Source organism: Aporhodopirellula aestuarii, assembly GCF_023701485.1.
GTDB classification, from domain to species: Bacteria; Planctomycetota; Planctomycetia; order Pirellulales; family Pirellulaceae; genus Rhodopirellula; species Rhodopirellula aestuarii.
On record NZ_JAMQBK010000029.1, the window covers coordinates 176,713 to 202,500 of the forward strand.

The 25,788-nt window shown below is 56.4% G+C and carries 19 protein-coding genes (1 of these 19 only partly in view); 8 read left to right on the top strand and 11 right to left on the bottom strand.

All coding sequences use genetic code 11. From position 1 onward, the window contains the following. The first annotated feature begins 52 nt into the window (after positions 1–52). Both NB063_RS11250 and NB063_RS11255 read left to right on the top strand, forming a co-directional pair. On the top strand, positions 53–1,165 hold the full coding sequence (locus NB063_RS11250; RefSeq protein WP_250928821.1) for an HD domain-containing protein: 1,113 nt from the start codon (positions 53–55) through the stop codon (positions 1,163–1,165). Between the two features lie 81 nt (positions 1,166–1,246). Further along, positions 1,247–2,029, top strand: a complete 783-nt coding sequence (locus NB063_RS11255) for a hypothetical protein (RefSeq protein ID WP_250928822.1) — start codon at positions 1,247–1,249, stop codon at positions 2,027–2,029. 122 nt (positions 2,030–2,151) lie between these two features. Here the strand turns inward: NB063_RS11255 and NB063_RS11260 are convergent, their stop codons facing one another. From NB063_RS11260 to NB063_RS11275, 4 genes are all read right to left on the bottom strand, one after another. Further along, positions 2,152–2,607 (bottom strand): hypothetical protein, encoded by a 456-nt coding sequence (locus tag NB063_RS11260; protein WP_250928823.1) that lies wholly within the window; start codon positions 2,605–2,607, stop codon positions 2,152–2,154. A 44-nt stretch (positions 2,608–2,651) separates the two neighbouring features. Continuing rightward, complete coding sequence (locus NB063_RS11265; protein ID WP_250928824.1) at positions 2,652–3,080, bottom strand: acyl-CoA thioesterase; 429 nt, start codon at positions 3,078–3,080, stop codon at positions 2,652–2,654. A gap of 9 nt (positions 3,081–3,089) precedes the next feature. After that, a complete protein-coding gene (gene rpsR / locus NB063_RS11270; protein ID WP_250928825.1) occupies positions 3,090–3,353 on the bottom strand; it encodes a 30S ribosomal protein S18 in 264 nt (87 codons plus the stop codon). A gap of 521 nt (positions 3,354–3,874) precedes the next feature. After that, a complete protein-coding gene (locus NB063_RS11275) occupies positions 3,875–4,585 on the bottom strand; it encodes a hypothetical protein (protein WP_322975122.1) in 711 nt (236 codons plus the stop codon). A 481-nt stretch (positions 4,586–5,066) separates the two neighbouring features. Between NB063_RS11275 and NB063_RS11280 the strand changes: the two genes are divergently transcribed. The 5 genes from NB063_RS11280 (at position 5,067) to NB063_RS11300 (ending at position 13,718) form a co-directional block, all read left to right on the top strand. Continuing rightward, positions 5,067–6,875 (top strand): transglutaminase-like domain-containing protein, encoded by a 1,809-nt coding sequence (locus NB063_RS11280; RefSeq protein WP_250928827.1) that lies wholly within the window; start codon positions 5,067–5,069, stop codon positions 6,873–6,875. A gap of 445 nt (positions 6,876–7,320) precedes the next feature. After that, a complete protein-coding gene (locus NB063_RS11285) occupies positions 7,321–8,082 on the top strand; it encodes a hypothetical protein (protein ID WP_250928828.1) in 762 nt (253 codons plus the stop codon). A 593-nt stretch (positions 8,083–8,675) separates the two neighbouring features. Further along, complete coding sequence (locus tag NB063_RS11290) at positions 8,676–9,029, top strand: cupin domain-containing protein (protein ID WP_250928829.1); 354 nt, start codon at positions 8,676–8,678, stop codon at positions 9,027–9,029. Positions 9,030–9,352: 323 nt separating this feature from the next. Continuing rightward, a complete protein-coding gene (locus NB063_RS11295) occupies positions 9,353–11,536 on the top strand; it encodes an outer membrane protein assembly factor BamB family protein (RefSeq protein WP_250928830.1) in 2,184 nt (727 codons plus the stop codon). 91 nt (positions 11,537–11,627) lie between these two features. Next, the gene (locus NB063_RS11300) at positions 11,628–13,718 is read left to right on the top strand and encodes an outer membrane protein assembly factor BamB family protein (RefSeq protein WP_250928831.1); all 2,091 of its coding nucleotides are present in this window, start codon (positions 11,628–11,630) and stop codon (positions 13,716–13,718) included. 230 nt (positions 13,719–13,948) lie between these two features. Here NB063_RS11300 and NB063_RS11305 read toward each other — a convergent pair whose 3' ends face one another. Together NB063_RS11305 and NB063_RS11310 are read right to left on the bottom strand one after the other, a co-directional pair. After that, positions 13,949–15,145 carry an LptF/LptG family permease gene (locus NB063_RS11305; RefSeq protein WP_250928832.1) on the bottom strand — a complete coding sequence of 399 codons (1,197 nt, stop codon included), beginning with the start codon at positions 15,143–15,145 and terminating at the stop codon, positions 13,949–13,951. Positions 15,146–15,423: 278 nt separating this feature from the next. Further along, positions 15,424–17,106, bottom strand: a complete 1,683-nt coding sequence (locus tag NB063_RS11310) for a hypothetical protein (protein WP_250928833.1) — start codon at positions 17,104–17,106, stop codon at positions 15,424–15,426. A 213-nt stretch (positions 17,107–17,319) separates the two neighbouring features. Between NB063_RS11310 and NB063_RS11315 the strand changes: the two genes are divergently transcribed. Further along, the gene (locus tag NB063_RS11315) at positions 17,320–18,684 is read left to right on the top strand and encodes a dicarboxylate/amino acid:cation symporter (RefSeq protein ID WP_250928834.1); all 1,365 of its coding nucleotides are present in this window, start codon (positions 17,320–17,322) and stop codon (positions 18,682–18,684) included. Between the two features lie 341 nt (positions 18,685–19,025). Here the strand turns inward: NB063_RS11315 and NB063_RS11320 are convergent, their stop codons facing one another. The 5 genes from NB063_RS11320 to NB063_RS11340 all read right to left on the bottom strand — a co-directional run. After that, positions 19,026–21,383 (bottom strand): DUF1592 domain-containing protein, encoded by a 2,358-nt coding sequence (locus NB063_RS11320; RefSeq protein WP_250928835.1) that lies wholly within the window; start codon positions 21,381–21,383, stop codon positions 19,026–19,028. Positions 21,384–21,442: 59 nt separating this feature from the next. After that, positions 21,443–22,723, bottom strand: coding sequence for a DUF1552 domain-containing protein (locus NB063_RS11325; protein WP_250928836.1), 1,281 nt, complete (start codon positions 22,721–22,723; stop codon positions 21,443–21,445). Between the two features lie 38 nt (positions 22,724–22,761). Further along, positions 22,762–23,739, bottom strand: coding sequence for an alpha/beta hydrolase (locus tag NB063_RS11330; RefSeq protein ID WP_250928837.1), 978 nt, complete (start codon positions 23,737–23,739; stop codon positions 22,762–22,764). Between the two features lie 341 nt (positions 23,740–24,080). Continuing rightward, complete coding sequence (locus tag NB063_RS11335) at positions 24,081–24,299, bottom strand: hypothetical protein (protein WP_250928838.1); 219 nt, start codon at positions 24,297–24,299, stop codon at positions 24,081–24,083. Positions 24,300–24,785: 486 nt separating this feature from the next. Beyond that, positions 24,786–25,788, bottom strand: the 3' portion of a protein-coding gene (locus NB063_RS11340; RefSeq protein ID WP_250928839.1) for an ATP-binding protein. 617 nt of this gene lie beyond the right edge of the window; the window shows 1,003 of its 1,620 coding nt (coding positions 618–1,620); its start codon lies off the right edge, out of view — the gene reads right to left on this strand; the stop codon is at positions 24,786–24,788.

Sequence of the window (25,788 nt, forward strand, 5' to 3'; positions counted from 1 at the left end):
TCTCTGATTCTTTGTTCGATTTGTGCTGAGCTTGCATCGACAAGCTCCCAGAATGTCTTCGAAAAAATTGCGTCGCCAAATCGCTTGGGAGGCGGCACGTCTGATGTACTCGCGAGAAGTCAGCGAGTACTACACCGCCAAACAAAAAGCAGCGCGGCGTATCTACAAAGGCTGGATCAAGCCCGCCGATCTTCCCACGAATGCGGAAATCCGTGAGCAGGTTTTGCAGCTCACTCGGCTCAGCGAAGGTGCTGAGGGCTCGGCGAGTCGATTGCTCGATATGCGATTGCGGGCGGCTTGGTGGTTGCGCAAGCTCGCACCGTTTCATCCCAAATTGATCGGTAGTGTGCTCAAGGGGAGTGTGCGGGAAGGCTCCGACATTGACGTGCATGTTTTCGCCGCGAATGTCCATTCGATCACGATCATGCTCGATGATTTAGGGGTGCACTATGAAGTCGAACGCAAACGTCTGCAAAAAGACGGTGAATTGAGAGTGTTCACACACGTCCATGTCAAAGACGCCTTTCCGATTGAGATCACGGTCTATGCTCCCGCACTCATGGGATATCGTTTTCGATGTTCGATCACCGGCAAGCCGATCGAACGGGCTGGCTCGGGTGATCTCGAGCGGCTGATCGCGATCGAGCACGGCCTCAAAGCGAACGAGCAGATCAGCCGGTTTTCTGAGATGGATGCGTGTCCCGATCGAGCCAATGTGTTCTTGTCTTTGCTGATGCCGTTAGAAAAGGTCAAGCAAAACCCTCGCTGGCATCCCGAAGGTGACGCGCTTTATCACAGCATGCAGGTGTACGCGTTGGCAAAAGACGCGATGCCTTATGACGAAGAGTTCTTGTTGGCGGCGCTATTGCATGACGTCGGTAAAGCGATCGATAGGGATGATCATGTTGCCGCCGGACTCGAGGCTCTCGAAGGCTTTATCTCACCGCGGACGGCTTGGTTGATCGCTCGTCACATGGATGTGCATAAGATCATGGATCGGACGATCGGTGCACGGCATCGCAAGCGATTGGTCGCCCATCCGTTGTACGAAGATCTGTTGGTTCTCGGTGACTGTGATCGACATGGGCGGGTTCCCGGTATCGAAGTGGAAGAGCCCGAGGAGGCGCTCGACTACATTGAACAGATCGAAGAAATGTTTTCGTGAGCGATCGGGCGGCTGGGATAACGACGAGGCCGGTTGAATCGTTTTGATTTTATTGCTTTCACACTCGCATGACGTGATCGAATGACTCGAGCCAGGCGAATTGAACTTTTCAGGCCTCGTCACGCCCAGCGGCTTTCGATTACCGATTTATTTGCATTCGTGACCGGCTTTGGCGTTTGGTTCGGTGGGATGCGGATTGCCGGAATCTATGGCTTCGTGATCGGCTGTTTTGCTTTGCAAGCCGCCTCGGGGCGTCTGCTGAGGCGAAATGACTGGCAATGGGGAGCGTTCAGCGGCGCCGCCACGATGTTCGGTTCACTCTGTCTCGCGTGGGTCCTGTTCGGCACTTTCGGGGAGACTCATCCACGGGTCGCTGAGCTCATCGAGGAAAGACTGCGTGCGGCCGAGAAAAGCCTGGACGCGTATCATGCCGACCACGAGCGTTGGCCCAGTGATTTATCGAAGATTCGCATCACGCGGTTGGGCCGGGGCGATCTCAACGCCTACGACCAGGAGTTGTTTGACTATCGGGTGGACGGAGATCGCTTTCACCTTGTTTATTCAGGAGGAGACCACCAGTCGGCCGGTGTCGGCGTCAGTACCGAGGTGAGTTTGGATCAGGTCAATGAGTTTCAGGATTGGCGGATCTCACCGGTCACGTTTTTGATGAAGTCGCCCGGAGCGGGCTGCATGATGATGGCGCTGATGTTTTCCGCGGTCGTGGCGGTGGGGGCCGCGATGCTTTTCTGTCGAGACTCCGGGCAAACGCGAATCGACTTCATGGCTGCAGTTTTAGTGGCAATCGCCGGCAGCGTGATTGGTGCGATGCTCGTGGATCTGAGCATGATCGCGAGTCGTTGGTGACGTCGGTCGAGAGCATTCAAAGCGGATCGCGCTGCCGCTCATGGAAATGCCGGCCGGTGAGTTGCCGCGGGTCCGCAGTGATGGGATCGGTCCGCGAGGCGTGCCGTTGCTCGCGGAGTCGCTTATTCGGTGTCGCGGATTTGCTTGAGCAAGGCAGAGAACACCATTTCATTTTCGTCGAAATCGCGACTCTCGGCTTGGAATTGAATCAACAGGCGACCCGCGATCGGCATTTGTCTGCGAGTGGAATCGGGGGCATCGAGCAGGACGACGCGAGAAAAGACCACCAAATCCAGGTGGTAGAAGCTCAGGTCCACCGCGCGTTCGCCGTCGCTTGCGCCAGTTAGCTTGACCTCTTGGCTTTCGACGTTGCCATATTGCTCTCGCAGCATTTCGTCGATCTCGGCGAGTATCTCATCGTCGCTACGGGTGATTGGAAGAGTTTCAATCGAAAGGAACCCGCCACTGGGCAGGTCCAGCGTCAAGCCTTGGTCTCCCTCGTCATCGCCGCGGGGTGCGAGTGTCCAGTTCTCTGGATAGAGGAGTTTGAGTCCGAATCCTTCAAAGGTTGCAGGCATGGTGTGGATGCAAAAGAGGCGAGAGGTTCAGGGGCGAATGTTGCTCAATCGCTCGCCAGGAGGGCGGATCGGATTGAATCCGGCACGGGCATCTTGCTGAGTTTTCCGCCCGGTCCGAGTCGGCAGCAAACGACCGAAATGCGACCGATGGCGACCGGTCTGTCGACGCAGTCGATCTGGTAGCGGTAGTGCACGCTGCTTGTGCCGACACGCTCGACGATCAGAGAAATGTCGAGGACATCTTCGAATCGGGCGGGGCCGAGATACTCACAGGCGGCCGAAACTCGCGGCCACGTGAGTGAATCGGGGCTGTCGTGCGAAGGCAGGACAACGACCCCGATGGATCGCAAGAATTGGTGCTCGACCGACTCCATGATGGGGAAGAAGGCCGAGAAATGCACAATTCCTGCCGCGTCGGTGTCTCGAAATTCGACACGACGCTGCGTCCGGTAGCGAGCAGGTGAATCGCTCACTGGGCGAAATTACTCGCCGACATATGGCAAGAGGGCCATGAAACGGGCACGTTTGACCGCTGAAGTCACGGCGTGCTGGCTCGCTGCCGTGCAACCGCTCTTGCGACGTCCCATGATGCGTCCTTGACGATTGACCATTTTGGACAGCAAATCGATGTCCTTGTAGTCAACGTACATCGGACGTGGGCGATGGCCATCGACGAAAATGGGGTCTTTCTTGCGGGTACGGCTGCGGACGCGTGAACGTTTGCGGGCACGGCTACGCGTGCTCATGGGACGTGGGGGCATGTTTTTCCTATAACAGAAAAGGCGAATGGTCTATGTCGGTCGGCCCGAATGTTGCGATACACGCATGCATCAGCCGACTCGCCGAAGGGCCGCACAGTGTGACGATCAGGTTCCGGCTTTGCAATGCGTCTTTGCAGCAAAAAGCGTGATTTCAAGCGGTCTACGACAGGCGGTCGGGCGTTTTGACCGGCGCCGCCGATGAACCGAAGATCACCTGTCGGGTCTGCCGTCACCGCAACCGGGGCCGACGCCGCAACCGGGTGGCCGGCGTTGCGCGGGCGGGGTGACGCTCGGGCGAGGCCCATGCGGAAGCCGACGTGGGGAATTGGGCCCAAAAGGCCGTCCCGACGTCATGCCCTATCGTCTCACGAGGGCCAGCTGGGATAGCGAAACTGCCCGATTCGGCGAGAGCGGCAAAGAAAGACGCACACTCTCTTCGTCGCGACGGGCGTGATTGCAAAAACGGGCGTGATTCGAAAAATCAGCCCGGGGTCAAACGATCCAGACTACCACGCGGCAGTGTCTTCGGAGGATTCATCTTCGACGCCAAGGCGTGTTTGTAGTTGCAGAAAACGATCGTACATCCGCTCGCTGCTGCTGTGCACATGCTCGGCTTCGGTGATGAACCGGATCTTGTTATCGGGATAAACGTCCGCGCCAATCAACGTTTCGCGGAACGGATCCAGAGGAGCGCCGTAGGCGATCAACAGTTTGTGTTCGTCGAGCTGCACTTCCTGCTTTTTCATCGGATTGATGACCGCAATTCCGGTGCATCCGTCGTTGATGAGGACATCTTCGAATTCCATCAAGATGCTCTTTAAGACGGGTACGTCGATGTGCTCACGATACAGATCCTCGTGGTGCGAGTTGCTGTGATGGCTCGTTTCGAGCACCACGTCGACAACGTTGCCGAGGTGATCGATCAGATCGAGGAAAGTGTCCAATAGGATCGGCCGCGTCGCCGCCGCCATGATGACGGGCGTCGTCGCACCGGAGGCTTCGTCGACGTACTTGTCGTAGCGAAAACCTTGGCGAGGTGCGATCTGCACGTCGTAGGAAGGACGGATCGCGTCGGTAAGTTCGAAGGTGCCATAGGTTTTGATTCCCATGTGAACCTGGAGTTCTTCGTCGCTCAGACGCTCGAAACTGCCAGGTGCTACCGGCATATCAGTCGCGTCTTGTGGGGTCGGACGAAGGATGCGTTTTAGGAAGCCCATCTTGTTGATCAAATCTTGAAACGCGGTAGTGAGATCGTTTCAAAAAGCGAGCGAGCAAGCTTTGAGAGACGGTTCACCGGTGCGTCGGGTGAACACCCAAAATTAGGTTACGCAGGGGATGAGGCGTCCGGAGGCTGTTCGAACCACAAAAAACGTGCAGAATGAACATAGTGCGGTGTTATGTCTTTGTTACAAACGGAAGGATCGTTTCAAAGCATTCAACCGGCCCCTCAAATGCGATCAAATTGATCGGCATTTATGTTGTAAAAAGAACACATGTGTGTTGAATCAGACACGGTCCTTGCACAAAAACACCATCACTTGCGTGCTCAAATTGACGTGGTGGCGGGTGTCGCACCAAACAGAAATCCAGTGGCACTCATTGGAAATCAGAAAAACAGGCGGACCGGTGTGATCGAGACGTCGGAACGCCCGAGACCGAACACGGCCAGGATTGCCAGGTAATCAAAGGAATCTGAGAATGAAAGACGGATCGATGATGACCGAGAAGATACGCCTGTCGTTGCCGCGTTGCTTTGTCGGGAAAGCCGTTTGGGGGCTGGTCGCCGGATTGCTGTTGGTCGGCTGTGATGTTCCCGACCGACACGATATTGAGATGTTTCGCAAACCGGCGGTGTGGGAAGTGGCTGCGCCGCAAGAACGGTCGGACGAGGTGCGGATCGAGAAGACGAGTCTCTTGCCTCCGTCCGCTGAACCGTCGCCAGCTAGAGAGAATTGGCAGTTCTGGTATCTGCACCATGTCGAACCCGATGGCGTCATCGGTGGCGGAATGATGCAGTCACAGCGAACCACCTCGGATCAAATCAAGCTCACGTTGAATGAGCGAACTTTGATCAAGATGCGTGGCGGCAAGGATACCTCTCCCGATGCTCCGTGGCGTCCAAACGCCCACGCTTGTCTCAACGCGAACGAGCAGACCTTTTGGCATTCCTCTGAAGGGCAGTTGTTGAGAACCGAATGTCGCGTTCGTCGAGGCCCGCTGCAAACGACGAAATTCATCGAATTGTCTGGAGACACCATCCGCTTTGATGTCGATCATCTGACCTCTCGTGCAAAGAAAAACGTTCCCCATCAGGGCCCATTGGGAGGTCCGCTCGCGGTCTACCAATCGCTGCTGGGCAATCCCCTGCGTTCGCGAGAAAGACGCGAAGCCACCGTCTTGTTGCCGATCCAAGAAACGCTCGCGGCGCTTCTTATCCGCGGCCGTAGCGATGCGTTGGCGAAACGAATGACGGATCAGGGGTTGGTTCTTGATTCGCTTCATGAAGCGGTCGCGGTCGTTTCGATTGCCGACGGCCGGCAACGTGAACGATATTACTGGTACGACGATGAAGGTGTCGTTCAGGCAACCAACATCACGGGTGAGAGTCGTTTTACCTACCGTTGTGATGAGGCTCAGTATGCGGAGCTGGGGGAAGCGTTTTTGGAGAATGTGTATCCCATCACGATTCAACTGCCCGGTAAGCCGATTCCGCCGGGGAACGTCAAACAGCTTGCTATCAATGTTGATTTGTCGCCGCAGCCCGACGACGTTGGCGGTAATGCGGAACCCGCCTCTGCGCCGGAGAGGCTGCGTTTGCCGGTGGCACCGCGGCAATATGTCCAGTCTCTCGACGCAGGTCATCAACGCGTCATCACTGCGGCGCAGCCGGTGTCGGCGAAGAAACTCGCGGGGCGATTTGAAATCTTCGAATCACCCTCTCGGGCCGCAGACACCGCCGCGACGCCGATCGTGGACTATCGTTCGGCGGGTGTTCGCAAGATGCTCGCCGTTGCCACGTCCATGACCGGCATGAGTAATCAGGAAAAGGCGATCGAACTCAATCGTACGGTTCACTCGCTATTGTCGTTTGAGCCATTGTCGGTTGGGATTCGGCCCGCCGGTGCGGTAGCCGAAGCAAATATTGCGGACAGTACCGAGCATGCGATTCTGCTCATCGCGATGCTTCGTGCTCGGGGGGTTCCGGCCCGGATGGCACTTGGGATGCGGCACTTGTCTGGGCAGGCCGCTTCCGAAACCGATTCCGCTGAAACGGACGCCGAGGCGGAACAACCGTCGAGCCGGTTTGTGTATCACGCGTGGGTGATCGCGAAAACAGAAGACGATTGGATTTCGTTGGACCCCACGACCGGGTCGGAAACGTCCGCGGATTGCATCGCATTGAAGATCGATGATCTGTCGGATCTGGATGCGAAGACCTTCGTCGATCAGTATTTGGCGATCCTCGCATCGCTGAGGATGACGGTATCGGCGGCTTTGGTTCAGTGACGCGGTGATCTGGCGGATCGAATCGGATTCCCTTGATCACGCGAGCCGACCGAAGCGATCGGCTCGAGGTAGAGGCTACCGTGAAGACACCCCAGTCAAGCGGCAGCATCAGTCAAGCAACGGGGCCAGTCAAACGGCACGGCCGCAGTGAAACGAATGAGATGCTGACAAACGAAAAAACGCCCCAGGAGAAGTTTCCTTCCACTGGGGCGTTGTCGTGTCGCGTCTGTTTGACGCAGTGCTACTCGTGCAAGTTAGCGAACGAATTCACTAGCGAGCGTAGCTGGCACTGGCCTGAATGACGCGACGATTGCGGGAAATGCTGGCACTTGGATCGACGATCGGTGCTGGTGGCATTGGTGCGGCTTGCTCGTAGGCAGGAGCAGCGACTGGAGCGGCGACAGGTGCGGCACATCCGCAGCCGGTGCTGCAAGTGTCACAGCCCATGTCGCAGCAGTTGCTCTTCTTGCCGCAGGACAGGTTGCCGAACAATTTGGTCAGCAGGCCGCCCTTTTTGCTTCCGCAGCAGCTGTCGCAGCTAGGAGCTTCGCAGCAGGTAGGAGCTTCGCAGCAAGTTGGCTCGCAGCAGGTGCTTTCGCATCCGCAAGCTGGTTCGCAGCAAGCAGGAGCTTCGCAGCATGCAGGTGCTTCGCAGCAAGCTGGGGCTTCGCAGCAAGAGCTGCTCTTCTTGCCGAACAGTTTGCTCAGCAAACCACCGCAAGCTGGCTTCTTGCTTCCGCAGCAGCTGTCGCAGCTAGGAGCTTCGCAGCATGCAGGTGCTTCGCAGCAAGTCGGCTCGCAGCAGGTGCTTTCGCAACCGCAAGCTGGCTCGCAGCAAGCAGGAGCTTCGCAGCAGGTTGGCTCGCAGCAGGTGCTTTCGCATCCGCAAGCTGGTTCGCAGCAAGCAGGCTCGCAGCATGCAGGAGCTTCGCAGCACGAAGCAACTTCGCAGCAGGTCGACTCAGCGCCGCAGGCCGGTTCGCAGCAGGTCGGTTCGCAGCAAGTTGACTCGCAACCACAGGCTGGTTCGCAACAAGGATCGTCACAGCATGGGGCTTCGCAGCAAGAACTCGAGCTGCCACAGCCTTTCATGCCAAGCATTCGGTCGAGCAGGTCAAAGCCAAAACTTTGGCTACAAACTGAACTCGCCAAAACCATCGTTAATGTTAGGATTGTCCGCTTCATGGAGATCAATCTCCCTCTCTAGAATTTTGCGGGATTGGAAAGACAGGTTTCCAATTAAGGCGGTGGAGCCACTCGATCAAACCGTTTGGAGACTGGGGACGCGGTCGTCGGACGAAGTCGCCGACGATCATTTCCCGGAGTCATTTTTGCGAACACTTACGAACCAGGTGCGGACACCCGGCCCGCTGACTTCGTTCAGTTCACATTTGCCAATCAGTCCCAGAGACAGTTGTCTCTGAGTTAACATCGCAGTTTCTCAATCGTCTTAGTGGAAGACCGTCTGATACCGACATCCGCTGTCGATATTTCTGGGTCTGTCGTAGGGTCGTTTCGGCTCATCCCGCCAACTTGGTGAAGTTGGGCGAGGTGAGGAGTCAACCCCGGACACAGAGAGATATCGGCGACCTTGGCTTGCAGGAATAGTGGAAGGATTGGTTTTTTGAGGCTTGTTAAGGTTTTAGGTTTGTGCGCTTTTATCTTGAATTGCCGGTGTTTTGCGTTGCATCGAACAAAGTGCCCGCACAAGATGCCTAACCGGTGTAAACTGACGTTTTGCCTGTTTCACGCTCTGTGAAACCAAGCTTCCCGCCTGTTTTCCTACCTGCTTCCTTTGCCATGGCTGAGCCCCGAATCGTTGATTTGACGGCGATTGAGCCCGTCGCATGCCCCTGCGGTTTGGCTCGTCGGGCGTTTGGCGACTTTCCTGAGTTCCCCGGCACCGTGCATTTGACTGAGATTGAGTCGACGGCGCGTGCCCATTCGCACAGTGATCACACCGAGATCTACGTCATCTTGGCGTGTGGCCCCGATGCGGCGATTGAGCTCGATGGCGTTCGAACACCGGTTACCCCAATGACTGCGATCGCGATCCCTCCCGGAGTCGTGCACCGAGCGATCGGAAAGATGCAAACTCTGATCATTTGTCACCCGGAGTTCGATCCGCGTGATGAGCGACTCGTGGATTGTTGATCTGCGTCTGATGAAACGTCCGCCACGGCGTGCTCGATGCGCTGCCCCAATAAACACGACGACCCGTCCAATCGATTACGCACCGAATTCGTCAAATCGATATACTGCGACAACTCGGCTCCTCCCGAATTTTTTGACTGACTGTTAAAGTGTCAAGCGCCTCACGGCACATCTCCATCCGTCTTCCCGCCGCCCTCCCTTCCAATCCGGTTTGCTAGATGTCCCCCACGACCTCAACGACTCGCCTCGCTGAAAGTGTTGACTCGTTCTTCTCCTGCTCAAGGTTCCGATCGGTGCTAACCGCATCGGCCTTTGCTTTTTCCATGTTTGTCACGTTTTCTGCTTCTGCGGATGACAAGGCGGATTGGACTTACTGGCGCGGCCCCCTATTTAATGGAACCGCCGAGGCAGAAGGCTTGGTCGACGACTGGGACGCCGAAGGCGGGGAAGGCAGCAATGTGTTGTGGAAACGCGATGACCTGGGTGCACGCAGCACGCCGGTTGTCATGGATGGCCGACTGTACACCATCACTCGCGCCGATCCCGGAACCCCGATCGAAGGCGAGAAAATCGTCTGTGTCGACGCCGAAACAGGGGAAACGCTCTGGGAGAACCGTTTCAACGTCTGGATGTCGGACGTGCCTGATACCCGCGTGGGTTGGAGCAGCGTGGTCGCCGACCCCGAAACCGGCAATGTTTATGCACTCGGTGTATGCGGCCTTTTCCTAGGCATCAACGGAAAAACGGGCGAGACGATATGGAGCAAGCCGTTGCATGAGCAGTTCGGATTGCTCAGCACGTACGGGGGCCGGACCAATTTCCCCGTCGTCCATGAAGATTTGGTGATCATCAGTGGGGTCATCATCAATTGGGGAGATGCTGCCAAACCGAACCACCGCCTGATCGCGATGGACAAACACACTGGCGAGGTGGTCTGGTTCTCCGGCACGCGAGACCTGCCCGATGATACGACTTATTCCGCACCGACACTGACGACGATCGATGGCCAGCGGCAAATCATCCTGGGTGCCGGCGATGGGTCCGTTTGGGGATTCCAGCCTCGCACCGGCAAGCCGCTATGGCACTACGACCTTTCACGCCGCGGCCTGTTCGCGACGCCCCTGATTGATGGCAATCGCGTTTACTGCAGCCACAGCGAAGAAAATGTGACCGGCAGCGCGATGGGCGCCGTCGCCGCACTCGAGATTTCCGGTACCGGTGATGACACGACGGTCAAAGAACTCTGGAAACTCGATGAGCTCGTCATCGGACGCAGTGCCCCGATCGTGGTCGACGGTCGTCTGTATATCGTCGACGACCGCTGCAAGTTGTGGGTGATCGATGCCGACAGCGGAGACATGATCGCTGAGCGAATCGCGATCGGTGACCGCAAGCAATGGCCGAGCCTGCTGTATGCGGATGAAAAAATTTACGTTTTGACGGAAAACGGCCGTTGGGCGATTCTCGAAATTACCGAAGACGGCGTCGACTTCATCAACAAAGGTCGCCTGCGCGACGAAGCCTTCTACGGTTCCCCGATCCTCGCGGGCGGGAAACTGTATTTCCAAGGTACTTCGGCGCTTTACTGTGTCGGAAACGAAACCGCGACGCAAAAACCGGTTAGCTTGGCCGAACAACTCGTCGGTGAAACCCCCGTCGACGAAAACCCCGCCATCGCACAGCTGCTCATCGTCCCCGGTGAACTGTTGCTTGAGCCCGGTGAGTCGGTTGATCTGTCGGTTCGAGTGTTCAACGCATTGGGCCAACAACTCGCCACACCGTCGGCCGACCAAGTGACCTACACGGTAACCGGCCCCGGAGAAATCAGTAACGCGACCTTCACCGCAAACCAAGACGCGTCTCACGACGCAGCCACGATCACGGCGACTATCGGCGATGTGTTCGGAACGACACGTGTTCGAATCGTGCCACCGCTGCCTTGGAAGTTCACCTTCGATGACCTGAGCGATCCACCGGTGTCTTGGGTGGGTGCTCGTTATCGCCACCAAATCCGTCCGGTCGATGGATCGCCCGCCTTGGTGAAGGTCAGCACGATCCCCAAAGGTGCACGAAGCCGTGCCTGGATGGGGTCGAGCGATCTGAAAAACTACACCATCGCCGCCGACGTTCTTGGAAAACGGTCCAACGGTCAGATGCCAGACATCGGACTGACCGCCCACGGTTATGTCCTCGACCTGATGGGCAACAGCCAGCAGGTTCAGATCCGAACTTGGTCACCGCAACTCCGGATGGCCCGGACGGTTGATTTCCCCTGGGAGCCGGATCGTTGGTACCGCATGAAACTGCGAGCCCAAATCGAAGGCAGTGGCGACAGTGCCGTTGCCGTGTTGCAAGGCAAAATCTGGCCTCGCGACGAAGCTGAACCGGAAGCCTGGACGGTGACCGCGCGAGATGAGTCGCCGGTCATGACCGCTAGCCCTGGTTTGTACGGCAACGCCAAAGTTGCCGAAATCGCGATCGACAATCTCGAAGTAACTCCCAACTAAGTCACTGAGAACGAACTGATCACGCTTTGTGATTAGGCTGTCTGCTCCAACCCTCCTTCACTCAACTCCCCTCAGATTCCAACCCTCCACCATGGCTCGTACAGAAATAACCGCATTGTTTTTGATGTTCGTTTCGTCCGTTTTAGGTGCGATTACGACCGTCCTCATCACGGGGTGCCAACCGCCGGTCAGCATGGTGTTGCCCGCGAGCATCGTCAGTGCCGCAGCGATCGCGCCGGACGTGGCCGCTGAATCATCGACGAACGCTCCCGCCACCGACTCCGCTGAACTCAAGATGGAGGAATTCGTTGAACCGGAGACGATCCTCAGCAAAGGGGAAGAGTGGCCACAATGGGGCGGCACTCGGGTTCGTAACAACGTCCCCAATGTCAAAAACCTGCCCGAAAGCTGGAACATCGGTAAATTCGATCGACGCACCGGAGAATGGGACGGCTCGAAGGCTGAAAACATTCGCTGGTTCGCCGAACTCGGCAGCCAAACCTACGGCAACCCGGTTGTCGCGGGCGGGAAGGTCTTTGTCGGTACCAACAACGGCGCCGGTTACCTCGATCGTTACCCATCGAGCGTCGACCTGGGGTGCTTGCTCGCCTTCGACCAGAAATCGGGCGACTTCCTGTGGCAACACAGCAGCGAAAAGCTGATCACCGGCCGCGTGCACGATTGGCCGCTGCAAGGCATTTGCTGTGCGCCCTTGGTGGAAGGGGAGCGGCTCTGGTTTGTCACCAGTCGCGGTGAGGTTCGCTGTCTCGATACCGAAGGTTTCTATGACAACGAAGACGATGGGATCGTCCAAAACGAATCGGCACGTGTCGGTGATTTAATGGATAGCGGACAGGGTGACGATTTCGAGGATTCACTTGGTCGACTTAACGAAGGAAAGCTCACCGATGCACTCCGCAAGGTACTCGCCGATGCGGGGAGCGAAGCCGGTGACGACGTCCAAATCGAAACTCTCGCGCCTAACAAATCGTGGAAAGCCACGGGCACCTTCGGTGGCGTCGAACGCGAGCTTGCGATCAAACAACTCGGCCCCCGGATCTCGATCTTCAAGTCGCTTGGACCTCATGACAAGCACGATGCCGACGTGATCTGGGTCTTCAACATGATGGACGAGCTCGGGGTCAGCCAACACAACATGTGCTCGTGCAGCGTGACATCCTATGGCGACCTGTTGTTCGTCAACACCAGCAATGGATTGGATGAATCCCACATCAATTTGCCTGCACCGGATGCACCGAGCTTCATCTGCATGAACAAGAACACCGGGAAAGTTTTGTGGACCGACCAATCACCGGGAAGCAACATCCTTCACGGCCAATGGTCGAGCCCTTCGATCGAAGTTCTCGGCGGTGTGCCGCAAGTCATGTTTTGCGGCGGAGACGGCATCCTCTACAGCTTCCGTGCGGATGCGGGCAAAGACGGCAAGCCCGAATTGTTGTGGCAGTTTGACTGTAACCCCAAGACATCCAAATGGGTGCTCGGCGGGGAAGGAACACGAAATAACCTGATCGCCACTCCGGTTGCCTATAACGGACTCGTCTATATCGCAGTGGGGCAGGATCCGGAACACGGTGAAGGCGAAGGCCACCTGTGGTGCATCGATCCGACCAAACGTGGCGATGTTTCGCCGCAGCTCGCTGTCAAAATGGAGGGCAGCAAACGAACCCCGATCGCGCACAAGCGGATTCAGGCCGTTGAACCAGAGAAAGGCGAAGCGGCCGTTGACAATCCGAACTCGGCCGTCGTGTGGCACTACTCGCTTGCCGACCAAAACGGTGACGGCGAAATCGATTTCGAAGAGGAAATGCACCGGAGCTGCGGTACCGTTGCGATCAAAGATGACGTGCTTTACGTCGCCGACTTTTCCGGATTGCTGCATTGCCTCGACGCGAAGGGCACTCCTGACGGCATGCCGATCGTTCACTTCACCTACGACATGTTCGCCCAAAGCTGGGGCAGCCCGCTGATCGCTGACGGCAAGGTTTACATCGGCGACGAGGACGGCGACGTCTGTGTGTTCGAATTCGGCCCCGAGAACAACGAGCCGATCGAAGAGATCAACATGGGTAGCAGCGTGTACAGCACCCCCGTTGCAGCCAACGAAACGATCTACATCAGCACCAAAGACAAACTCTTTGCGATTGGCAAAACCGACGAGTGAGTCTCGCTCGTTTGGTGAACCGCTGATACCGCAGCGGTAGATCATCCCAAGCCGTCTGACGTGCCACCGTCAGGCGGCTTTTTTTGTTGACAAAGGATCGGCTTGACCGCCACCGTTTCTGTGATGCCGAGGGAACGCGGTAGGGGCGTTCGTCGCGTGCGTTTCACCTAATGCTAGGCGAGAGACATGCAAGCCATTGCGGCTGCCGTGCTGCCGCAGCTGAGCCTCCCTCAGTGCCGTCTCACCTTGGTCATCAAAATCGTGCCAATGCCGGCGAGGACGACGTTGCCGGTCCAGACGCCATAGGGCGGTAGGTCACCCGCTTTGGCTTGATCAAGCCCAAACAGGAACAGGGGATAGTAGATCAGAATGATGGGGAGGAAGCACATGCCGAAGGTGGTCCAGTAGTCGCTCGTTTTCGCGAGGATCGCCAATGGTGCCCCGACAAAGACAAAAAAGAAGCATGTGAAGCCTTCTGCCCAACGACGCCACGGTTCCGTCTGGAGCCGTGTCAGGCGATGCCGGCTGGACTCGAGCGAACGATGGATCCCCTGAGCCTCGGGCCCTCCGATCGTCTCGGGCCGCGATTGGAGGAGTGCGAAGCCGGTGAATGCGGCGAGTTGGCCGATCGCCGCGTGGGTGTCTTCGCGTTGACGCGATTTTTCCCGACTGATCAATCGCAGTGGCAATTCGCTAGGGCTTATCGAGGACGTGTCCTCTTCGCCGAGGGCGTTACCCAGTGGGATCTCGAAGGTGGATTCGCCGGGAAGTGTGCCCCCGAATCCACGCCCCCGCACCACTTTGCTGTCGACGAGCTTGAGCACGAGTGCCTGGCGTTCCTCGTCCATGACGAGTTGCCCTTCACTGGCGGTGACCTCGAAGGCGTCCTCACCTCGGCCGCGAATCACCACGGTCGGAGAAATCATTCGCCGATCTTCGATCTCTCGCACGTGAATCGAGAATCCATGATCCGATGTAAAGGAATGCTGGGCCTCGAGCACTTTGTAGGCGATGTCTTCGATCGACAGCAGGACAACGCGTTTAACGCCGGGCTTTCCCCATGAGACCGCCATGTCACTGCAGTAGACCGCGATCGGACTCAGCAGTGCGGCAAAAACGATCGCCGGCTGTAGCAGTCGCAGTGGCGAGATCCCCGATGATTTTACCGTGCTGATCTCACCATCGGCCGCCATTCTTCCGTAGACGCAGCATACCGAGAACAACGCTGTCGCGGGGACCGCGTGTTGCAACGAAATCGGCATCGCGAACGGCAGCAAATGCAAAACGGCCATCGGGCCGAGACCCTTGCGGATGAGTTCGCGTGCCACCGCAATCAGCAAGATGATGGTCGTTAGCACTACCAACGCGACGACAAAGATCCGAAGGATCTCCCATAAAATGGTTCGCGTTAGTCGAGTTGGGATCACGAGTGGGCGGGCAAGTTTGAAAGGGCAGGGTGGTGGGAGACAATCGCCTGCCGCGCATACCCGCATGTTTCACGTTCGTGAACCCGAACGCCACATGTCCGTGCGCGACTGGACAATGCGACGTACTAGCAAAACTCATCGCTGAGTGAATAGAGCGTTACTCACTGATCTACGGGTTTGGAAGATGGGTAATGGACCGCGAATTCAAGACCGTCTGCGGGCGGCTCTCGTGAAACCGGGCGTGAAACAGTCGGTGCGGTCGAAATCTCGACGCTCCTCTAGGCCATGGCGAGGACAGCAACGTCGCGAGGCGGAAATGCGAAGCGTCCGTACGAGGCTTCGGAGATGTCCCATTTTTCGAGATGGGCGTGGTGCAACGTATCCGCCATGCACCGTTCGCTGTAATGAATCAGGTCTCGCCATTCACTCGGTGCGAGGGTCACGATTTTCGCATGGCGTTTTTCGGCGATTTCCGCGGCGATTTCCAGATGCTTGGTTACGAGTTTTGCGGCTTTGGAAGTCGAGAAGACTTGCAAGCTCGAGGCGTCACCGCTGATGGCTTGCGTCAGTCGGTCATCCTCCCCGTTGCCGCTGATGACGACGTGTCCGTCGTCCAGAATACTGACCATCCTTAGACGCAAATTCTCGTCGAGACAGTCCGTCATTGCCATCACGAGATTCTGGCATCCCACCTGCACGGTCGCTTCGATCGTGTCTTCGCCACGGGCGAGCTCAATGATCAGTGGGGCGTCGAATTGCAATCTTTCGAGACTATCGGTTTGCTGTTGGACGTCGCGGTTCGTTTCCATGTTTGCTGAGACGTTGAGTCTCGGATCGAGATAGCGCCGCGTGTAGTCGTTTGCGGAAATCATCGATTGCAGAGCCGCCGGTCGAGACGTGGTCGTTGGCCCGTCAGAGGACGGATCGTTTTTCGATCGACTTCGCTTTGATTTTTTAGAATTGACCGCTGGCGTGATCGCTGACAACGCGTCTTCGGTGTGGTGCAGACGCTTGGCGCGGATACTTAGCAGCGTTCCAACAATCGCGGCGGCGCCGCATGATGCGGCCAGCAATCCAGCCGATTGCCAAATCCAGATTCCTCCGGTTTGCCCGAGACGTCCCATTTCAAACGCGAGGTGATAGCCTGCAGCAAGGCCGGCGAAACCGACCGTCAGTGAGATCGTCCAAGTGATGGTTCCGCCTCGTCCGCCCCGCAGAATCACGCCTGGTAGCCCGATCAACGCGGAGACCGGAGAAAACAATGCCCACCAACCGATCTGGGAGCTGCCGCACAGGATCAGCCCCAGCACGATCGCTAGCACGCTGCCAACGCACCAGCTCCAGGCTTCACGTGGCGCCGCAATCAAACTCGCCGGATGGAGCGAAAAGGCGGGGATTTCCGCCGCCCGCCGCATGCTTTCAGGGATTGGCAGACTGAGTCCACTGGCGGCTTTGCAAATCAGCTTTGCCGTCGGGTCTTCACTGACATGCACAACCAATGCACCGGTTTCTTCGGTTTCTTTCAATGCCACGTCAGCTGTCTCGCGTCCAGGGCTGAGTCGCAGCGGTTGCGGACCGGGGCGTCGCGTCATGCCTCGCGGTAGCACATCTCCGCGAACCAGACGGTCCACGACCACTGCGGCACGCGGGTGTGCCAAGACGGTTTGGACTTTACCGAGCATCGGCGAGTCGGCCTGTTCACCAAGGTTGAGGGCCATTTCGCCCGGTGGATGGACCTGGGCGTCTTGGAGGATGATGATCGAGGTGTGTTTGGGAATTCCGTCACGGAGGAGTTCGATGCAGCTCAGGGATACCGGCGCGTGAGTCGACGTCATCGATTGATGCATCATGGGGACGCCCATCAATACGCCCGCCGCGATGCCGCCAACGACAAAGAGGGTACCGAATGAGGCTCGACGAAATCCGCCGCGATCCGAATGTGATGAACGAAACAGGCCCATGAGCATGTTCCTACCATGTGGGGGAAGTGAAGGGGGTAAGGTACTTCAAATGAAAGTTAGGTCACGTTTGAACAGGCGGCACACATCCGAGACAGGTAAACGGGTATTTTGATGACGAGGGTCTCGCCGCCCTGCTGTCAATCGAGGCCGAGTTTGCTATGAACACGCGCCCGCTACACCCGTGTTTTCAAGCGTTTTCGCAGGATTCCGAATATGACTGAGCATTCAAAGCCGCCGAAACATAGCAACGCGTTGACCTATTGGATCGCTGGTGCGATTGTGGCGGCGATCGCAATCGCACTGATGTTTCCGAATGTTGCGGTGCATTTCGAGATCGGCGGCGAGTTGTTTTTGCGTGCCCTCAAAATGATTGTCGTGCCCCTCGTCTTCACTTCTGTCATGTGTGGCGTCTTAGGGCTTGGTGATGTGCGCAAACTTGGTAAACCGGGTGCAGCCGCGGTCATGTACTATTTGTGCACCACGGTGATCGCGGTCATCGTCGGCCTCGCCGTGGTCAACGTCGTACGTCCGGGTGTCGGGACGATCGAACAGGCACAGCTCGATAAATTTGCGAGCGCGACCGAGAAACCACATCAGATTCTGCGTCGTTCATTGGCGGAGGAGAGCGGATTGAGCGAGTCCGCAGTCGCGAGTGTGTTTTCCGATTTGCCCGCTGACGACGAAGAAATACCGAGCACCAATGTCATCTTGAAGAATCTGGCGCTGATGTTGGTGACCGACAATCTATTTGGGGCCGCGGTGGAAACACAGTTGTTGCCGATCATCGTCTTCACCCTCTGCTTTGGTGCGTTGTTGACCACGATGCCTGAGGAAACACGAACCATCACCAAGTTTGTGACCGAAGCCAATCACGCTCTCTTGTCGTTCGTCATGGCCCTGATGAAGGTGGCTCCGATCGGGATTTTTTGTTTGGTGGCGGCGAGATTCGGCAAGGCGCAAGCGGATGGCCGTTTTTTCGAAGAGCTCGGTCAGATCGGGTGGTACTTTGCGGCCGTTTTGATCGGTCTTGCGATACACGCCTTTATAGTTCTTCCGCTGATTTTTTGGATCGTTCGTCGTGAGAACCCTTACCGCTTTGCCGCTTCGATGAGCCAAGCGTTGTTGACAGCTTTTTCCACCGCGAGTTCTTCGGCGACACTGCCGGTAACGCTTGAGTGTGCCGAATCGGCGGGGATCCCCAAGCGATCTACCGAATTCGTGATCCCACTGGGGGCGACGATCAATATGGACGGTACGGCGCTCTATGAAGCCGCCGCCGCCATTTTCATTGCCCAGGCGATCGGGAAGGATCTGACTTTGGCAGAGCAGGCGATCGTGGCGGTCACCGCAACCCTCGCGGCGATCGGTGCGGCAGGAATTCCTGAGGCCGGTCTGGTTACCATGCTGATCGTACTCGGCGCGGTCGGGTTGCCACTGGAATACATCGGTCTGATTCTCGCCGTCGACTGGTTGCTCGATCGCTTCCGCACCACTGTTAACGTCTTTGGCGATAGTATCGGTGCCGCCGTGGTCGGCGTTACCATTGACGACGAAGAGCTCTTACCCAACGCGGAGTGATCGCGGCACTACGATCGAATCACGCCAAACGCAACCGTTGGATACGAGAAATCCTACGATCGACGAATGGAGGATTCCATCCATCGATCCTAATATCGCAATCGAATTCGTCTGCAAACCAGCGAGCTGAAAGTGCGGCTTGGCCTCCGACCGCAGCGGGCCCTTGTTGTTGGCACGGTCCGATCTTGGCTCGATGCGACCTTGGCACGATGCTTCGAGTGCAGGTCTGCATTTTACGGGGACCCGACGCGCAAACGAGAAATGATATCCAACGGATTCCGACAAGGCCGATGAATCACCCAAGGCGAGACGGTTCGTATTGAGTCAGGCCATTGCCCAAATCATCTGTGCGTCATCAGGTCACTGATTGCGATCATGTAGACGATGTGTTTGAGATTGAAACCGTCTTTCTGCGACGCTGATAAGATCGCTTCGACTGTCGCGTAGTCTGCGGAAACCAGCTTTCTACCTTTGGCGTATTCAGAAAGACGCACGATCAAGTTTCTCGCAAATAGACGTAGATCGCTGGAAAGAATTTGCTTGAGTTCATTGATGTCATCAAAATTCTGTCCCATGTAGCGACCCTGTGTGCTGACCTTTACTCGCTTGGAGTAGTTGGTGCGAAAACGACCGACCGGGTCAAAGGCTTCTAGGGCAAACCCCAGCGGGTCCATCCGCCGGTGGCAGCTCATGCAGGCGGGATCGCTACGATGCTTTTCGAGCATCTGCCGCACGGTCCGCGCTCCGTTCAAGTCGGGAACGAGCGCCGGCACCTCCGCGGGCGGTGGTGGTGGGGGCGTGCCCATGAAGTTTGCCAGTACCCAGACGCCGCGCGTCACCGGTGACGTTTCGACTCCGTTGGACGTCAGTGTTAACACACTGGCGTGCCCCAGAATCCCGCCACGCGGCGAACCCTTGGGAAGCCGCGTGAGTACCAATTTGCCGTCGCTGATCGCGTTATCGCCACCTTCAATCGGAATGCCGTAGAGCGTGGCGAGTTGCCGGTTCAGAAACGTGTATTCCGAATCAATGAAATCACGCACGCTGCGGTTCTCTTGAAACACGTGGCGAAAGAACTGGCGAGTCTCGGCCAACATCGCGGTTTCCACCGATGCGTTGTAGAAGCGGAATAGCTTGCTGTCCGGAGGCATGGAGCCAAGCGTGTCGAGCGCGAGCCACTGGTCCACAAAGCTATCGCTGAATCGTCGCGATCGTGGATCCTGGATCAGCCTGATGACTTGCTGTCGCAAAACATCGGGTTCGGTCAGCTTCCCAGAGTCGGCGAGCGAGAACAGTTCGTGGTCTGGCATCGTGCTCCAAAAGAAATAGGACAGGCGACTGGCCAGTTGAAACGGACCAAGTTCGCCCTCGTTTTCTTGCAAGTAGAGGAAGTCGGGCGACGCCATCATCGCGGTCATCGTCTCGATGAACGCCTCACGCCAATCACGCGTCGTGGCGTACCTCGCATTGAGATACTTCACCCACAGCGTCATTTCCTCACGAGTCACCCGGCGGCGAAACGTTCGTTTGGCAAACCGGCCCAGCAAGTACAGTCGCGCGGTGGCGTTCTCAAAGTCCGGGATCGTGTTGCTGCCAATGGTCGTGCAAACCGATTCGGGCGGCCACGTGTCATAAAAAGGACCTTCGATTTTGAACTCGGTGACCCGGATGCCCGGCCCGACAAAAGGCCCCGTCGCATCGGCTTTCGTGATCTTCCCACGCCGCAGGTTCGCACGAATCTGTGTGACCGGTTTTCCCGGTCCGTTGGCAAATTGCAGATATGGATGAAACCCTTGGTCAATCCATCTCTCCAACTGAAACGTCTGCTCCTGGTCATACTTCAAAGGAAACTTTTCTTCGTGTCGATCAAACTCGGAGACGCCTGAACGATTCCCTGAAACAATCCCAATTCCCAATACTGGTGGAGCGTTGACCGGGACAAAAGGAACCGGATAGCGATCTTGATCGATCGCCGACGCGGTGACCGTGATTCGATATCTCCCAGGCATTTTCATCAGCTGGGTCGGGCCTGTGCCGTGAATTTTCGCTTTGCCGACTCGAAAGACATACGCCTGACGATCTTTGGTTTCATACCGCCGTGATGCACCCGTCATCTTGGCGGTGTCGACGTTGATGACGTTCGCCTTTGGCGCCTCCGGATCAAGCGTGAAGAGTGCCTGGCGAAGGCTCAATTGCGCCGCCTCTAGGTATTCCAGCAGCAACTCATTCGACGTCACCAATGACTCGCCTTCGGTATCAAAGCCCTCCGATACCTCGTCCTTGTAAATGAATTTACCCGGGTCAAAGATCCCACCGCGTATTCCGAGCAGGTCTCGCACGGTGTTGCTGTACTCGCGTTTATTCAGTCGCCGCAGCGCCGCTGTTTCCGGCACGGTCGACTTTTTGGCGAGCTCTAAAAATAGACGTGCCAACCGTTCACGCTCTTTGCTTGTCGGTTGCATCTCATCATCGGGCGGCATTTGCCGACTGGAAAGCTGTTCGTAGATTTGCCCGAATAGATCGATGTCATCTCTGGAGAGTTGATCCAGGGAGACGTCGCCCTCACGCTCGTCCGTGTTGTGACAGCGGACGCAATATTTCTGCAGTAGCGACTTCGTGTTCAACGCTTCCTCTGCTTGCGTGTCACCAGAGAAGGCAAAGAAGCAGACGATCGTGGCCAGCAGCAACAAGGGTTTCATGGTTTGGTATCTACACCTCATCTTCGGTCCTCCCAGAGGAGTGTGGATTTGTACCTTTTTCAACTCAAATCCACCGTACCGGTCGCGTTGTTGAATCGTTCGATCTGAACGCCGAAGTTTTGCAGCATGGTGGTGTACAAGTTATTGAGAGGTGTACGTTGTCCTGTCGCTAACTTCGCATCGACATGGCCGCGGTGTTTCAAACCTCCGCCGGCAATCACGGTAGGCAGATCGCGGTTGCTGTGTCGGGCGGCATCTCCCAGGCCGGTGCCGAAAAGGACCATCGTCTTGTCGAGCAGCGTTCCGTTTCCGCGATCACCCAATGATGTGTCTGCGAGTCGGCTCATGAAGCGAGCCATCTGGTCGACATAGAATTTATCGATGATTTGCAATTGACGAAGCTGAGCGGGAACGTTGCCGTGATGCGATAGACCGTGGTAGCCTCCGGTGACGCCATCGAGTTCGATCGTGCGATTGTGCATCCCGAATCCAGCGGTGAAGACGCGGCTGGAATCGGATTGAATGGCGAGGAACAACAGGTCGAACATCAGGGGGGCAAGGAATCCGTAGTCCGTATCCGAATGGGGATGGCCGGTCGCGTCATAGTCAACGGTCGGTTTGGATTGGTGCAGCCATCGCTGCATGCCCTGCAGTTTGATTTCCGCTTCGCGAATCGCGGTCAGGTATTCGTCTAACTTCGCTTTATCTGATGGATTCGTGCGTCGCTCAAATTGTTTTGCCTGCGCCCTAAGCAAATCGAGAATGCTGCCCTGTTCTCGCAAATCCTTTTCTCTCGATCTGATTGCCGCCTCGGAATCCTTGACAAACAACAGCTTGAACAAGTCTCGAGGATCCCCATGCTCACGAACTTTGATTCCTGATCTCGTCCATGACGCACCAAGTGATCCGCCCACACAAACGTGCAGCGACGGGAATCGCGTTTGATAGCCCACGTGATCGGCGGCGACCTGATCCATGGATACCGCCGTTCCCGTCGGTGCGCCACCTGGATCAACACCACTGAGGACGGACTTCATCGCGCCATGTTTCGAAAAGATGCCGGGGTGATCCATGTGCGAAAACACGGTGAACTGGTCTCGCATTTTCGCCAATGGCTGAAGCGTCGGCGAGAGTTCGTAGTCGTCGCTAAATGATTTGGGAAAGAACGCTCCCGGGTACAAACCCAATGCGCTGCTAATGCAGACGATTCGCATTGGTTCGTCGGTGTTTCCCCGCGCCGGAGCCGCAACGGACTGCAAAGGCGGCAACGCGATCGATACGCCAGCCGCCTTGAGGAACAACCGGCGGCCGTTCCCCGCTACTTTCGATTGGTTCGTCATCGTTTGTCGCTCTCGCCCATTGTGACTGTGGCTTGGTCTTATCGGTGTTCAATAAAGAACTGCACGGTGCGTTTGATGATCGCTTCGCGCGAGGGATCAATGTCCGCATCCACCTTGCGCCAGTTGTGGCCGGCATTTTTGATAAGCATGACCTCCACTGGTGCCTTAATCGCGTCGGCTTTCTGTTTCATATAGTACGCATGCTTGACCGGAATGGTCGTATCCTTGTCACCCTGAATCATCAGCAACGGTGGGCTGTCTTGGCTCAGGTAGTTGATCGGGCTGACTTCTCGATAGCGTTTCAGTTTATCAGAGGGGCTGGTATTTGATCCCAGAATGCGAGGGCCAAACCGGTCTCGAAAGTCGGCTCGGTCATCGTGGTTGAACAGCTCAATCTTTTCAAAGTCACAGGGGCCATACCATGAAACGCCGGCCAACATGCTGTAGGAAGCTGATGCAAGTTCCTCATCACCCGGCAATTGTTCAGGCGATGCGAGCAGCAGCATCTGTGCAATGTGGCCACCTGCTGAGTCTCCCATCACGCAAATCCGATGCGGATCGATGCCGAAAGATTCGCTGTTTTTGGCGAGATATCGAATCGCATCTTTGCAATCGATGACGCAGTCTCGCATCGTCACGTCGCTGTCTTTTTTGGCCAGCCGGTAGGTCACGGGGGCGACGGCGAAGCCTTCTTTGACCAGCCGTTGGAATACGACTTCAAAGGACCCGCTCGCCGCCTTGTATCGACTGCCGGCGGCCCAGCCTCCACCGTGAGTAAAGACAATGACCGGACATTTTTCGTCGCGTTTCGCAGTCGGGTAATACAGATCCAGTTTCAATTCGGTACCTGAAACGTTCTTGTAGACGACCTCGAGTTTGCGCTCTCCTCCAGTTTCCAGGTACTTAGATCGTGTCGATTTGGGCGATGAATCGCCCTGACGGCGTGGTTCCTGAGCTGTGATTCCGCTCGTTGCCACAACAGCGAGAACGATGGCGGCGATTGTGTGATTCTTCATTCTCTTTTGTCCGTTAGGGGGTTCGGCTGACTCGCACCCATCCGTCGAGACGGCAGCCATTTTTCGTTAAGCTCAAACTTAGTCATGTCAACGGCAGCAGCCATGCTGTTGATGCCGCGCCCGAAGCCGTTACTTTTCCAGCGGCATTCTCGGCAACCGGCTGGCACACGCAGAATTTTGGCTTGTGTTTTAAGATAAAACCCGTTCTGAGCGGAGTTTGAGGTCAGTGCCGTATTCAGATGCCCCGGTGCGCTGATCTCGATCCAGCCTTTCGGTATCGCTGTCCCGTCGAAATGGACTGTGACGGGTGGGTAGGCAAGCCGTCGAATCTTCTGATGGTTTCATTCTCGCCGCAGCGGACGGGTTTGCGAGGGTGAAACACGCCATGTCGCTAATGTTTTACGACATGCGTAGCTGGCTCCTGCCATCGTGCTGTCGACCGCAACTCTTGCCAGAAAGTCTTTTTGCTCGCCCCAAACGTCATTCAGACTTCTAAGCGGGTAGGCGGGAGGCGTTCGCTTGATCAGCCGTTCGGCGCTAACCGCGGCTGCGGCGTTCAACCAGGGCTGACGCTGGATTGCTTGAGGAAATCAATATTAACAAAGCGTTTCGACTATCCATTTTGCGTTAGGTTGAATCCCATGTTTCGCCGATTGTCGGTCACGAGGGACTTCGATTGTTTTAGTGCTCTTTTTAGCGGAACGGCGGGAGCCGTCCGGTCCCGCGTTACTAGGCGGCTCGCGCCGTTCCGCTACTATTGAAATCCCGCAGTAATTAAATCGACGTCCCAAGTGACGACACGTCATGGCCACGATCGCGAGTCCGTGGTTTGGGAAAACGAAGCAATGCAAGTCCCGGCTTGACGAGAGGAACACGGGTTTACGCACGCATGAACCACCGGGGATCGAAACCTTTCGTTGCTTCACGACTCAAGATGGAAGCAACCCTTCACGGCCTGCATGTCCACGTCTTTACAAAGATTTAGCCGTCCAAGCTAACGCCCAGACGGCTAATGGGATTCGGCTCAATGATTCCTGCCCGCCGGCTTACATCACCGAGAAATAGTTGTCGCAGGCGAAGTCGAAGTATTCGTTTTTCAGCTCGACTTCGAGATCGTTGTAGAGGCAATAGTTGCGTACTTGGAGCAACAAATCGCGTGGTTGGCAGTTGCGAAAGGGGCGGTTGATGGGCAGGTAATGTGTCTTGATCAGGTAGTCCACCGCGTCCGCGTTATAAGGGATTTTGGTAACGCGGCACATGATTTCAAATAGCTTGCGGAAGTCAGATTCGGGTGGGTTTTCCACTTCGATCTTATAAGGTATCCGCCTTAAGAATGCGTCGTCTACCAGGTCTTTAGGTTCTAAGTTAGTGCTGAAGATGACAAGCTGATCGAATGGAACTTGGATCTTTTTACCGCTCGCCATATTAAGAAAATCATAACGTTTTTCGAGCGGGATGATCCAACGGTTGAGTAGTTGATCGACTGACATTTTTTGTCGACCGAAGTCATCGATGACAAGCGTTCCGCAGTTGCTCTTCATTTGCAAAGGGGCTTCGCTGATATTGCTGGTGGAGTTGTTAAGCACTTCCAACATTTCCATCGTGAGTTCACCACCAGCGATGATGGTGGGGCGTTCGATGCGGACCCAGCGTTTGTCAAAGCATCCCGAGTCGAGCAATCCGGAGGAGGCTTCGGGCATCGCGGCGACGTGGTTCATCGGGTCATAAACACGCAGGATGTCACCGTCGATGTCGACACTCCGGGGAATCCAAATGTACTTGCCAAAGGCTCCCGTGACGCGTTCGGCGATGGATGTCTTGCCGTTTCCGGGGAAGCCGAACAGGAACATGCCACGGCCGCTGGCGATGGCTGGGCCGAGTCGTTCGAGCATCTTGGGGTTGATCAACAAGTCGCTAAACGCGCTGAGCAAGTCTTTGCGTTTGGGGAATTGTCCTTCGATGCTCTGGCGTTTGATGCTTTCGATGTACTCGTTGAGCCTGACCGGACAACTGCCGTAGTAGGTCGAGTCGCTCAGGTGATTGCGAGCG

Excerpts from the sequence above, each read along its gene's own strand:
- NB063_RS11315 (WP_250928834.1), top strand. The coding sequence starts at position 17,320 with ATGACTGAGCATTCAAAGCCGCCGAAACATAGCAACGCGTTGACCTAT.
- NB063_RS11255 (WP_250928822.1), top strand. The coding sequence starts at position 1,247 with ATGACTCGAGCCAGGCGAATTGAACTTTTCAGGCCTCGTCACGCCCAG.
- NB063_RS11280 (WP_250928827.1), top strand. The coding sequence starts at position 5,067 with ATGAAAGACGGATCGATGATGACCGAGAAGATACGCCTGTCGTTGCCG.
- NB063_RS11260 (WP_250928823.1), bottom strand. The coding sequence starts at position 2,607 with ATGCCTGCAACCTTTGAAGGATTCGGACTCAAACTCCTCTATCCAGAG.
- rpsR (WP_250928825.1), bottom strand. The coding sequence starts at position 3,353 with ATGAGCACGCGTAGCCGTGCCCGCAAACGTTCACGCGTCCGCAGCCGT.
- NB063_RS11320 (WP_250928835.1), bottom strand. The coding sequence starts at position 21,383 with ATGAAACCCTTGTTGCTGCTGGCCACGATCGTCTGCTTCTTTGCCTTC.
- NB063_RS11290 (WP_250928829.1), top strand. The coding sequence starts at position 8,676 with ATGGCTGAGCCCCGAATCGTTGATTTGACGGCGATTGAGCCCGTCGCA.
- NB063_RS11330 (WP_250928837.1), bottom strand. The coding sequence starts at position 23,739 with ATGAAGAATCACACAATCGCCGCCATCGTTCTCGCTGTTGTGGCAACG.
- NB063_RS11310 (WP_250928833.1), bottom strand. The coding sequence starts at position 17,106 with ATGGGCCTGTTTCGTTCATCACATTCGGATCGCGGCGGATTTCGTCGA.
- NB063_RS11295 (WP_250928830.1), top strand. The coding sequence starts at position 9,353 with ATGTTTGTCACGTTTTCTGCTTCTGCGGATGACAAGGCGGATTGGACT.
- NB063_RS11300 (WP_250928831.1), top strand. The coding sequence starts at position 11,628 with ATGGCTCGTACAGAAATAACCGCATTGTTTTTGATGTTCGTTTCGTCC.
- NB063_RS11285 (WP_250928828.1), top strand. The coding sequence starts at position 7,321 with ATGTCGCAGCAGTTGCTCTTCTTGCCGCAGGACAGGTTGCCGAACAAT.
- NB063_RS11250 (WP_250928821.1), top strand. The coding sequence starts at position 53 with ATGTCTTCGAAAAAATTGCGTCGCCAAATCGCTTGGGAGGCGGCACGT.
- NB063_RS11325 (WP_250928836.1), bottom strand. The coding sequence starts at position 22,723 with ATGACGAACCAATCGAAAGTAGCGGGGAACGGCCGCCGGTTGTTCCTC.
- NB063_RS11275 (WP_322975122.1), bottom strand. The coding sequence starts at position 4,585 with ATGGGCTTCCTAAAACGCATCCTTCGTCCGACCCCACAAGACGCGACT.